The 12,660-nt window shown below is 46.3% G+C and carries 9 protein-coding genes; all 9 read right to left on the bottom strand.

Annotated features, from left to right (window positions below; translation table 11 throughout):
- Positions 1-2 precede the first annotated feature (2 nt).
- Positions 3-740 carry an EboA family metabolite traffic protein gene (locus tag ACE1CM_RS37355; RefSeq protein WP_374884001.1) on the bottom strand — a complete coding sequence of 246 codons (738 nt, stop codon included), beginning with the start codon at positions 738-740 and terminating at the stop codon, positions 3-5.
- 117 nt (positions 741-857) lie between these two features.
- Positions 858-1,913, bottom strand: coding sequence for a hypothetical protein (locus ACE1CM_RS37350; protein ID WP_374884000.1), 1,056 nt, complete (start codon positions 1,911-1,913; stop codon positions 858-860).
- Positions 1,914-2,180: 267 nt separating this feature from the next.
- On the bottom strand, positions 2,181-3,341 hold the full coding sequence (gene scyF, locus ACE1CM_RS37345; protein WP_374883999.1) for a scytonemin biosynthesis PEP-CTERM protein ScyF: 1,161 nt from the start codon (positions 3,339-3,341) through the stop codon (positions 2,181-2,183).
- An 88-nt stretch (positions 3,342-3,429) separates the two neighbouring features.
- Positions 3,430-4,770 (bottom strand): ScyD/ScyE family protein, encoded by a 1,341-nt coding sequence (locus ACE1CM_RS37340; protein WP_374883998.1) that lies wholly within the window; start codon positions 4,768-4,770, stop codon positions 3,430-3,432.
- Between the two features lie 201 nt (positions 4,771-4,971).
- On the bottom strand, positions 4,972-6,222 hold the full coding sequence (locus ACE1CM_RS37335; protein WP_374883997.1) for a ScyD/ScyE family protein: 1,251 nt from the start codon (positions 6,220-6,222) through the stop codon (positions 4,972-4,974).
- Between the two features lie 298 nt (positions 6,223-6,520).
- Entirely contained in the window at positions 6,521-7,501 is a 981-nt protein-coding gene (gene scyC / locus ACE1CM_RS37330) for a scytonemin biosynthesis cyclase/decarboxylase ScyC (protein WP_374883996.1), read from the bottom strand.
- A 10-nt stretch (positions 7,502-7,511) separates the two neighbouring features.
- Positions 7,512-8,573: a tryptophan dehydrogenase ScyB gene (scyB, locus tag ACE1CM_RS37325; protein WP_374883995.1), complete on the bottom strand. Its 1,062-nt coding sequence runs from the start codon at positions 8,571-8,573 to the stop codon at positions 7,512-7,514.
- 95 nt (positions 8,574-8,668) lie between these two features.
- The gene (gene scyA / locus ACE1CM_RS37320; RefSeq protein ID WP_374883994.1) at positions 8,669-10,477 is read right to left on the bottom strand and encodes a scytonemin biosynthesis protein ScyA; all 1,809 of its coding nucleotides are present in this window, start codon (positions 10,475-10,477) and stop codon (positions 8,669-8,671) included.
- Positions 10,478-11,140: 663 nt separating this feature from the next.
- Positions 11,141-12,025, bottom strand: a complete 885-nt coding sequence (locus ACE1CM_RS37315) for a response regulator (protein WP_374883993.1) — start codon at positions 12,023-12,025, stop codon at positions 11,141-11,143.
- Positions 12,026-12,660: the final 635 nt, after the last annotated feature.

Here is a 12,660-nt window from a genome sequence, read left to right as displayed (position 1 = left end):
GGTTAATTCCTGATTTCTAAGAAGTCGGGGATCTCGGTTAATATTTCGGCATCCGCAAGTTGCTCCACAGCCTGCCAAAGTTCGGGAGAAACTGAGCGTTTCGCCGCCAAACGTTCGCGGACATAATCGATTAGCATTCGCGCTAATTCTGGATTGGCACGGCGATCAAAACCTTGAATTAAATACAGAGGACTGCCAACAAACAAAGCTTTTAGTATCATTTGATTCCAAGCAATGTTGTCAAAATAATCGGCAGGATAAGGGTTGTGCAATGCCACAGCATTGAAAACGCTGGTCATATTGCTTCGCACGCCTTCCGCTGCTCTTTTGCGCAGCTGTTCTGGATAGGGTAATAAGGGTAAACTTTGATACAGAGCGACCAACTCGCCTACGTCAGCATGGGAGAAGATTTGATCGAGCGATCGCAAATATTTCTGCATATCCTCCTGTGGCAAAGCAAGTACCAGCAAAGTGCGAGCCGCTTGATCGACGCTCCAATCACCGGGATACCAATCCCTTCGCATTCTATCTGCTGCTTGCAAATCCGAGTGTGTTAGTTCAAGCTTTTCTTTGCCCGTATAACGAGGTACTGCACTAAAAGCCGCAAAGAAAACACGCACATTGGCATCAGCAGAAATTTGCTTTTGTTTCTCACTCAGCCAAGCGAAACCTTCCTGAGTTACTTGCTGGGAAAGCCAGCTATTTAGAAGTTCGGAAATTCCATGAATTGAAGTAAGCATATTGGTAATTGCTAATTGCTAATTGCTAATTGCTAATTGCTAATGGCAGGCAAGCTTGTTTGTTAACTGCGCTGTGGTCAGAAAACTTTTTTACTATTAGCCATTAGCCATTAGCCATTAGCTATTACCCATTACCAACCTTTTTTTGCATCTCGACCACAGCAAAGAACCAAGTCCTAAAACCACCAGCGATACTGCTGACGTAGGTTCTGGGATATCCTTGGGTTCCGATCCAGGTGGATAGCTGCCTTTATTAGCAGAGTCTTTGGAAAGGATGAGTCGGTTATAAGTCTGCATCTGCTCTGGGCTAAAATTACCCGTCAAAGCAACAAAATCTTTACCCATTTCCCCCATAACAGAGTCAACCAAGTTATGAATATTATTCACGATTTTGGGCGCAAAAATCTCTGGACTGCTGTTGATTATATCCTCAGCAGTGATAATTGGATTGTTAGCACCAAGTACCCAGTTGCCATTGCCAAAAACTGAGTTGTTGTCGGTGAATATCCAGTTGCCATTCCCAATCACTTGGTTGTTCTTACCAAAGTGCCAATTACCATTGCCAATGGTGGCATTGTTAGTTCCGAGAAGCCAATTACCATTACCGATGGTGGCATTATTAGTGCTGAGATCCTGGTTGTCTTTACCGATAGTTGCGTTGTTAGCATTTAAAGAGTTACTACCGCCGCCAGTCAAAGGATTCCCACCACTATTTCCCGATGTATTTCCGCCACCAGTAAAGGGATTTCCCCCAGTATTTCCGGAAGTATTTCCGCCACCTGCAAAGGGATTTCCGCCGCTATTTCCGGAAGTATTCCCACTACCAGAAGGGTTAGTTGGATTAACGCCACCTGCAAAAATATTCCAGAAATTGTCACCGGCGAAAGGATTGCCACCATATGGCGAATCGCCACCGCCACCCATCATGGGGGAGCCACCACCGCCACCGAAGGGATTGCTACCACCTGATGAAGAACCCAGGTTACCAAAAATATCTTCTGGGCCATCAACTCCAGGAAGATCGAACAAACGACCAAAAGGCGATTGACGCAGCTGGCTAGTTAAATCGTTACTGTTATTACCACTGCCCCCGCCCATACCAGCAACAGAATTACCGCCGCTGTTGTTACTCTCGGTAACCACGTTGTTAGCACTAGATTCATTAGTTGCCATCAGTAAATAGCCTCCTATTTTGAGTACAAAAATTCAACACAAACTTAAGTTTGCAACCGTCGTGTTTTTCTTTGGTTTTTTAATCCTTTGCTGTGGAAACCGGAGGCAGAGCCTCCCTAACTGGTTCCCAGGCTCAGCCTGGGAACTAGATTGTCGAGGCTCTGCCTCGCTTAATCTTGGAAACAAGAGGCAGCAGCCCACCTTACTGGTTCCCAGGCTCAGCCTGGGAACTAGATTGTCGAGGCTCTGCCTCGCTTAACAAAGGTGTTATTTGACAAGCTGCTGATGTTTCTTTTTCAACTTGCCAGCAGTCACGCCAATTCCTAACAGCATTAACCCGAATACTGAAGCAGGTTCAGGTACTGAAGCTCTGTCTACTTTTAATACCTGAACCCGACCTTGAAAGAAATCGCCCACGTAAATCTTATCCTTGTCGTAATGCAACCCAGCCGTCCAATTAAACTTGCCAGGAGTGAGATCCATTGGACTGCCATAAGGAGTGGTTCCACCCAAAGAAATAGGCACAGGAGGTGGAACAATTTCGCCAGCCGAATTACGGGTAGGTTCGCCAAAAATAGTCAGGAGTTTACCGTCTTTATCGAATACTTGGACGCGGCTGTTTTGAGAGTCTGCTACATAGATATTCTCAAACTCATCCACATCGATACCGATGGGTTCTTTAAACTGTCCGGGAGCGTTGCCAGTCGTGCCAAAAGCAAACAGTGGGTTCGCTTGTGCATCTAATACCTGAACGCGACCATTGTACTGGTCGTTGATATAAATTCTGCCCGTATTTTCCGAGATAATCAAACCCCCTGGGCCAGAAAATTGTCCCAGAGCGTTGCCAGGACTGCCAATTGTTCTGATTTGTTCGCCGTCGGGGTTGAATACTCTGACAAAATCGCCGCTAAAATCAGTCACATACAAATTGCCAGCCGCATCAAAATCCATTCCCCCTGGCCCGAAGAATGGACGACCTTCAAGCTGCCCATTAAAACGACCAAAGGATTTAATATAGTTGCCGTTAGGCTCAAACACATTAATGCGGCTGTTGAACACATCCCCCACATACAAATTGCCATTAATGGGGTTGAATCTGAGGTCGGCTGGCTCGTCAAATTGTCCAGGCCCTTGTCCAGTGCTGCCAATTGCTCTCAGATAATTACCTTCGCTATCGAAAACATCAACCCGGTCAATTCGGCGACCATTACTGATAAAAATATGCCCGGTTGAATCTTGGACGCCGATGCCTTGAGGAACCGCCAATGTTCCGGGAACGCCGGGAAAATCGCCGTTTTGAAAAGTAGCTGGTCTACCAATATCGCGTTCGTATTCCAAAGTTAAAGCAAAGGCTGGAAGGGTGGTTGTAGTTACAGCCACAGCTCCGGCAATGGCAACAATAGCTGACCAATTCTTTAGTAAATCCACGAGCTTCACTCCTATAGTTAATGGGTAATGGGTAATCGGTAATCGGTAATGGGAAAGCATTAACCAATGACCGATTACCGATTAGCAATTAGCAATTAGCTAACTCTTTGCGCTTGCTTTTCAGCTTGGAGGCTACACCTAAAGCACCGAGCGCGAACAAACCAAATATAGAAGCTGGTTCGGGTACTTTAGTTCTCTCAAGTTTGACGACTTCTCCTAATGTTCCAACGCCGCGTTTTGTGATGAATATTTGATTGTCAGGACTGACAGCAATGCCTGTAGAGGATTCGAGTCCTTGACCAGCAGCAACTAAAGTTGTCCGAGTTCCATCAGGAGCAAGTTGGATTAAAGAACCTGGTAGAAAACGTAAATCTTCACCCTTCCACTCTGACTGATCGGTGAATTGTAAGACCAACAAATTGCCGCTTTGATCAAAGGTTAGATCGGTGATGCCGGTAAACCCTTGCGCGAAAACTTCTGGCTCGTCATTTGGCCCCAATTTGAATACACGTGCTGCACCTTCTGGATAGGGAAAACCTGTATATTCGCCAAAATATATATTGCCATCAGGGCCAAGAGTTATGCCCGTCGGTACTGATTGAAGCAGTATCTCTGCTGGAGGAATTTCTGGTACTACTCCAGGGGGCAATCCTGGTGCGGGAGGTGGGAATATTGGGTTTTTTACGAGTTGCTTGGGTACTGGAATTGCTTTGACATCACTGCCATCAAGTTTGACACCGTAGATGCTGTTTCCACCGCCATCAGCGACATAGGCGGTATCACCTTTAATTGCGATCGCATAAGGATTGGTAATCACATCTCCGCCATCAGGGTTGTTGAGGAGTTCGTATTTACCAAAGTCAAAAATAGTTGAAAGTGCCCCGGTATTCAAATCGGCTTTATACAGTTTTGCCAAGTCAGGAGTATTTAATACTTTATCGGGTGCAACTGGAGGCGCAATAATATATTGCTCTGGTGGTAATGGAACACCAAGAGAAAGGGCATTTAATTCTGTATCCCGGTTGCCTGGAAAACCAGCATATCCAACTAAAAGATAAGCATTGCCTTGGGAATCAAAACTTACTGCTTGGGGGCCTGCTCCCTGTTGCTGAGAAGGTTGTAATGCCAGGGATTGGAAACCATCAAATATACGATTTGTGGTTCCGTCTGGTTTAATTACGGTGACCGAACCTGTATTACCAGCACAGATTGGCTGACCTGCTGTAGAAGGCGATGGCTGACAATTTCCATTTCCTCCTAAACCTGTTTCTCCAACATAAATATTACCATCAGGCCCAAAAGTGATACCTCGTGCATTATTAAGTCCTTCGGCAATTTTGGTTAATGTTACAGCTTCTGCTGCTTGGTTTCCAGAAACAACGGCAATAGAAAATGCGAACATTGTCAAAGCAAAGGATTTGAGTTTCATAGCTTTCGATATCGATCGTTGATAAGAATGAGAACACTTTATAAGTAGGTTGGGTTTCACCCCCGTAAGCCCAACATACAATCTGGAATTAATTGGCCTTTTCGCAAGCGATTACAGCGGATTGCTTTTCGAGTGAAGTAAAGCCTTTTGGCTTCGTTTGTATAGCGGCAGCATTAATGCTGCCGCTATACAAACGAAGGTCTACCTCATGGGCCTGCAATCCGCTATAACGCCCAAAATGCCCAGGGTTAATATGCTTAGAACTGAGGTAGGTTCGGGGACGGATTTGGGATTTTCTATTCTGAGGATTTGTCCTTGTCCTGGGCGATCGCTTCGATTGGTCACGTAGATTGCACCATCGGGGCCAATTGTCAAGCTGCTGGGGGATTCTAGTCCGTTCCCACTAAGAACGGTGGTGCGAGTCCCATTGGGCGCTATTTTGATGACGGAACCATCAAAATTTCCTTTCCAAGCTGAGCGATCTGCGTACTGCAATGCATACAAATTGCCTTGCGGATCGAAGGTTAAATTTGTCAGTTGGGTAAAGCCATCTGCGTAAATTGTTGGTCGATCATCTGCGCCAACTCGATAGATTTTTGCCCCACCTTCTGGAAAGGGAAAGCCCGTAAATACGCTGACATAATAAGCACCATCGGGGCCTTTTGCTACACCTGTAGGTGTTGCTTGAACGGGAAAGCCAGAGGGTGGCGCATTGCCAAAATTACCGGGTGATGGAACTTGCGTGGGATCGAAAGGTTGGGCGTTAGAAGGCGGGAAAATGGGATTGGTTAATATTTGTTGGGGCAGGACTGCGATCGCTTGCAAATCGCTCCCATCCGTACCGACGCCCAGCAAGTCGTTTGCACCCGCATCGACTGCGATCGCTCGCTTTCCATCGATTAAAAAAGCCAAGGGATTGCTACCTATATCCCCTCGATCGGGATTGTTCGCCAGTTCGTAATTCGCTAAATCGGCAATACTTGTCCAGGAATTTGTCTCAAAGTCGGGAGCGATAATTTTTCCCAATTCAGCGTTACCGAATGCGGCATCTCGTAAGGCTGGATTCGCTCCATACCCAATCAAAACATAAGGTTTACCATTGGCATCAAATTTTATATCATTAGGACCAGCAGCTCCTGTTCCATCGGCTAATGCTAAGGAAGGAAGTCCGGTAAGAATGCGCTTGGTTTTACCATTTTCTATTTTTGTCACTGCACCCGTTGTGCCGTAACATAAATTGCCTTGATTGGTGGGTGATGGAATGCAATTTCCTTGTCCGCCCAATCCTGCTTCTGTAATGTAAAGATTACCGTTAGAATCAAAGGTTAAACCTCGTGCATTATTTAGGTTATCGGCAAGTATTTGGAGCGATGCCGCAATGGCTGCTTTTGAGTTGAGAACGGTGGCAATCAAAAAAGTTAGAAATGTCAGAGTAAATAGCTTGAGTTTCATGGGATATAGTGGCAGGCGGGACGCCTACCCCACAAGAGTTTTTTTGCTTTGTGGGGTGGGCATTTTGCCCGCCCCCGAATTTACTCCCTTCTCGCCAGAAGAATTTGTATTGAATGAACCGCGAAGACGCGAAGAACACGAAGGAAGAGGAAAGAAGAAGTGAAGATAATTTTCTGGTGGAGTAGGAGTAATACCGAGTTGCAATCTAAGGTGAAAGGGAACGAACCGCAGAGGCGCAGAGGACACGGAGGTAAGAGAAGGAGGAGGTTAGAGTTTTGAATGCAACTTGGTATTATGGTTATTTGCCGTTAGCAACTGCTACTAATTCTTGAGTTTGTTGGGGCATATAACTCATGCCACGGGCGAAGGTTTCTGTATTGCCTGCTTTGGCTTCAACTAAACGCTTGACGTTCATGCTTTCGGCTCCAAAGTCTTCCATTTGAAGTTTGCCGTGGCGGTAAGCTTTGCCTACTTTCCAGAAGGTAATTCGATGTTGGATAAATCCCCTGGCTGATGGATCGCCAAAGGCATATGAACAGGGAATTAGAATGGCAGGACAGCGCTGATAAAATTTGTATTCGGGGTAAAAGTAATCTTGTTCGAGCAGATAGTAATTGTTCAGGTTATGCAGCCGGAAAGTTACTTTTACCTTTTGGTTGTATTCGTCGCGAAATTCACCATACTGGGATGAAATCTCGCCATCTGGACGTAAAAGGTGCGCCCATTCATCGATGTTTTGCAGGTTGCTGATATATTCGACGCCTAATTCCAGCGGGGCGTCGATGTACATGGTGTCAGTTGCGATCGCATAACGTCCTTCTGCTGCTCTAGTCCGCCCTGCTTGCCGTTCCAATATCGCTTTTAGCGAACGACATTCGGAAGTATGCACGGTATGAATTCCCTGCATAATCATGGGCGTCCGTCGCTTTGGATCGACAAAACTCAGCCAGTGGAAATAAACGCCCTCTTCTTCGCTTCCCGGTTCTATATAACTGGGAGGAAACAACAGCACCGGGTAAACTTGAAAGTATTTTTTGTACTCAAAACCGCAGTGCCATTCTATCCCATAAAACAGCGGGTTTTCAATCTTTCTCACGTGATAGTAAAGATTTCTTTGATAACCCGATGCCGTGCCAATCCAGGTATTTTCGTCTACCTGTTCTATCATGCGACTGAACAGCGTCCAATCATCTAAGTTTTTCAAACTGCACAGGTAATCAAAGGCTTTCTCAGGCGAAGTAGCGATATAAGCCGATGTGGCAAATGTATTGTCTTCCATTGTTAGTTCCTCACGCAGTTTTAGCCAACATTTTTTGATTTTTTGCTTTCATAATGCGTTCTTCAGCTAATCGTTTAGAAGCATCATGAGTGGTGATGTGTTCCCGCTTCGCTTTGAAAAAAATCTCAAACAGCGTATCGTAAATTCTACTGACGCGATTGATGATTTCTTCGTCATTTGCTCCAATCATTTCGCCGTAAACATTGATTAAACCGCCAGCGTTGATGACATAATCTGGGCAATAAAGGATTTCCTTTGATTCCATAATTGTGGTGTGTAACACCTCGTCTTCTAGCTGGTTATTGGCACAACCTGCGATAATTGGAGCTTTGAGCAACATCAGGGTTGTGCAGTTAATTACGCCTCCTAAAGCACAGGGCGCAAAAACATCTACGTCTAGGGAGTAAATTTCTTCAGGTTGTACAATTGTTGCTCCATAAAGTTCTTTAATTTCCTCTGTTCTTTCCCGGCTTAAGTCGGTGACGAAAATTTCTGCCCCGGCTTGATGCAAAAGTTGACAAAGGTTTTTTCCGACGTTTCCAGCGCCTTGAACTGCTACTCTAATTTGGTTCAATTCTTTGTGGGGTAAGCGAAACCCTACGGCGGCTTTGATGCCGAGAAAAACTCCTAAAGCGGTGGTAACGGCTGGACCTCCAGCTTGTTCGGATACGCCGACAACGTGACGGGTTACCCGGCGAATTGTGCGGACGTCTTCGGGGCAAAGATTTACATCTTGTCCGGTGATGAAACGTCCGTTGAGGCTATCGACAAAACGCCCGTAAGCTTCTAGCATTTCGTCGGTTTTATGTTCGGGTTTGGCGATAATGACTGCTTTTCCGCCACCCACGGGAATGCCCGCACAAGCTGCTTTGTAAGTCATGCCGCGACTGAGGCGCAGGGCGTCTTTTAAAGCTTCTTCTTCGCTGGCATAAGGCCATAAGCGCGTTGCACCCATTGCCGAGCCTAATCCGGCGTCGTGAATGGCAATTATTGCCTTGAGATTTGTCTTGTTGTCATGGCAAAAAAGTACTTGCTCATGACCCATTTTTTCAGTTGATTCAAACAGGTTCACGTAACACTCCGTTTTGGTAATTTCAGATTGAAGATTTTAGATTTCAGATTTAAAATCAAATCTAAAATCTCAAATCTCAAATCTAAAATCCTCAATTACCCTTCTACTAATGGGAATGAAATTTGTTTGGCTGGATTGGATTTGACGCCTTGTGCAACTAGCAGACTCTTGTTGCGTCCTTGGGAGGGGGCGGGACAATTGGGGTCGATGATCACATCGATGACGAAGGGATTAGTAGATGCGATCGCTCTCTCCAATGCCGCTTCGATCTCGGATTCGCTTTGCACTCGGATGCCGTCTGCACCCATCCCCCGCGCGATCGCGACAAAATCTGTCGGCGGTAGCAAGGCATCTGCACCTGTCATCCCTAACATTGCCATGCCTTGGTGACACATATTATACCTAGCGTCGTTCAGTACAACCCAAACCGCAGCCACTCGGTATTTCACCGCCGTGCTGATTTCGTTGTTCATCAGCATCGACCCATCGCCGACAATGGCGACGGCTTTGCCTTCGCGAGCAATTGCCGCGCCTACTACACCCGTGACGGTATGACCCATCGACCCGACGCCGGTACTAACGCGATAACGATTGGGTTGTGTAAACCGCAACATGTGCGTTGACCAAGTAAATGAATTCCCCGACTCGGCTAAGACTAAGGCATCGCTTCCTTCAACGATTATTCGTTGAATCGCATCCATCAGCACCGCAGGACGCACTAACTTGCTGACTGTATCTTTTGCGACTACCTCTATGTCTGGATTCGGTAGAGATACGGTTATCGCCGGACGTTTTGGAAATTGCTTGAGCAGCGCTTTCAAGAACGCTTTCACATCCGATTGCACGGGGAAGGTTTCGGCATGAGGGAAGGCGACTCCCGGCACTTCTGGGTCGATATCCACATGCACGAAACCGCGCGGGGGAACCATTGCTTCACTCCAAAACGAAGTTGGTTCGCCCAGTCGCGTCCCCAACACCAAGGTGCGTACCGGAGGCTGTTCGCGCAGGTACTGCATCACCGAACCATGTCCGCCGAGTCCGGTGACGCCGACGAATTGGGGGTGATTTTCGGGGAAAATGCCCTTGCCGCGGGGGGAACACATGACAGCCGCGCCCGTTCTCTCTGCCAGTTGGCGGATCTCGTCCGCAGCACCCCGCGCGCCGAAACCTACCCAAATTGCAAATCGCCCTTCAGAAAGCAACTGCACGCATTTGGCGATGGTTTCTTCGTTGGGAGTTGAACAAGTTTCGGCAACGCTTACCTCTGGTAAGGAGGTATTGAGCTTAGTTGTTTGAATTCCAGTAGGAATGCTCAAATGGGCGATAAAACCACCGGGTTGCGACAAACCAAGCGCGAGTTTGCGCGAAATTTGCGGTAATTGGTCGGCGCTTTCGACGATGGCGGCAAAATTAAACAGCGTTCCCGAGGTAAAAATTCCCGAACTGGGTAGGGTAAAGGCGCTGGTTTCTTGAATCGCCCATCTACCGCGCTGGGATGCCGACGTGCAAGCCGAGAGCAGAATAATTTTCGCCCCTTCACCCCGCGCCGCAAACAATCCCGTGAGGGAATTGGTGATGCCTGGGCCTGCGGTGGTAAAAACTGCTACCGGGCTACCACCGGCGAAGTACGCCTCGGTGGCGGCAAACGCGGCTCCTCCTTCGTGGCGAAAGTGAATTACTGCTAAGTCGCTGTTGGACATCGCACCCCACAGCGACGCCATCGCACCCCCAGGGACACCAAAGGCGTAGGCGATGCCCAAATTTTCTAACATTTTGGCGATCGCACCAGCAACCGATTCCTGTTTCTCTTCGTCAGGACTTTGGTACTCGAAGGTAGTTAAATCTAATGCCTGACGCGAGTCGGTGGTAATCGAAGCCGTTTTTTGAGTAGAGTTTTGAGTCATTGCCTTAAATACTTGTAGGTTTTTATTTCAAATTTCAGATTTCAAATTGCAGATTGAAGCGGGTAGAGCTAATTCTGAAATCTGAAATGAATCAAGCGTGCTTCGGCAACCGACGCGCGGCGTGCGCCAACAAATTTAGGACTTACGCAAAGAAACTAAGGTGATACAAAAAATCGTTGGTTTGGCAACCAGAGATCGACGGTCGAAACCGGGTTTCTGGCCTCGTCCTGCGTAAGTCCTGAAATTGTATAGATCCGTAGCACCCTGTTGCTCGAAAGTAACCATTGCTTCAACTCCTTGGTTTGGGTCAACTCACAACTTGCCGCAGATTTTTCACCCGCAAGAAAGTTGATTTCCGGGTGTTAGTGCCAAAGTGCAAGATTGAAGCAAAAATCTTAGCTTCTAGAACAATTACTCCCTTCCCGCTATAAGCTTACCTATCTTCTTCTTCTCTTCTCCTTCGCGCTCTAAAACGCTATCGCGTTTCGCTCTTGCGCATCCGCGCCGCTGCGCGAACGCTATCGCGTCTTCGCGGTTCATTAAATAGGTATTCTTCAGATAGGAAAGTAGTAAAATCCCCAGTCAGCTATGGGAAAATCGAAAGCTTGTAAAGCTAGGATTTTTAAGCTTTCCAAGTATCGACTTTCCACTTTTTAGAGTCTACTAACAGGTCAAAGGCGTTGGCAATGAATAATCTTGCGATCTCCTTGTCAATTCTTTCGCTCTTGGTTGACTTTCTCCAGGGCGATGGGTATTTCTCCAAGCTTGGGGACTTGTGCCGTGAACTTGGCGAAAATGGCGGCTGAAATGGCAGGCATCCTTATAGCCAATCGCTGTAGCAATTTGATTGATTGCCATATCAGTTTTTCGCAGCAAAGAAAGCGCCTCCGCCATGCGACGTTCGACAATCCAGCGATATAAACTGTGTCCCGTTTGCTGTCGCACCAGGTTCGTCAAGTAAGAGGGAGAATAACCAACAGCTTCGGCTACGTCGCACAGGTTAATCGATCGATGATAATTGGCTTCAATAAACTGAAAAACCTCAGCCAGTTGGGGGCAATTGGGTAAAATTGACTCGACATTATTATCTGATTCAATTGAACCTGCGGGGGCAATATCCGCCGCTGATTGGTTTTGGGTAGCTTGGTTTAAACGAGTTGCGATCGCAGCTTGCAAAGCTACATGTTTTTCCAACTGGGTAGTGACCGAAGCGATTAATTCCTCAGGCGTAAATGGCTTGGTAAGATAGTCATCTGCTCCCAAAACCATCCCTTTACGAAGGTCACTCCGGGTTACTTTGGCAGTGACAAAAATAAACGGAATAATCGCCGTATCCGGGTTTTGGCGCAGCGTAATCAGAACGCTGTAACCATCAAGATCCGGCATTAAAATATCGCAAATTACTAAATCCGGTAACTGTTCTTTTGCGAGTCTAATGCCATCAAAGCCGTTTTCAGCGGCGATAGTATAGAAACCTTTAGATTCAAGCTGTTTTAGAATCTGGTTTCTGAATGGCTTACTATCCTCTATCACCAAAATTTTTTTCACCGTCTCTCCTCTCGCTGAGTATGGTAGACAACAGGTAAGATGACTGGTATTAGTAAAAACAAGGATGCTTCACCAGTCCTCGCGCACCCGCAACCGATAGTTTTGGGTTGTTTGATTTCCTCACAATTCACAAGCCCTCACCCAAATAGGGTATTCATATTTACAAGCTAGGTACGCTCTGGTAACAGAAAGCTTGGGAATCTGCTTCATTTGCTGTCATCGCAGGGATCAACGGTGTTGTGGGTTTAATATCGCTTCCGCAATTGTAGTCATAGTTTGGATTGACCCGCAGGACGAGCCAGAAATTTTACTAAACTACTTAAACGGAATTGATATTAATAGTATTTTGTCCTCTTGCCGAGCATAAATAACCACTAAGTCAGATTAATCTTAATGTCTTAACTACACTTCTATCTCAAGACTGATTTCCTTTTTGTAATGCCGGTTACTCTGGTTATAATAACATAAATTTTTGGCGGAATATAAAATTATATGTTAAGCATAAAACTCAATAAATGCCGCTCCCAAATAAAAATAGATTCAAAAGAATTGACAAGCAGATCAAAAGATAATTCATTGCTATTGGACTTTTGGGTTTTGTAAACTCCTATGAAAGGTGCAGCGTTTCTCAAGCT

The organism is Microseira sp. BLCC-F43 (assembly GCF_041929235.1).
Lineage (GTDB): Bacteria > Cyanobacteriota > Cyanobacteriia > Cyanobacteriales > Aerosakkonemataceae > Microseira.
This window is presented reverse-complemented; position numbering and strand designations above follow the sequence as displayed.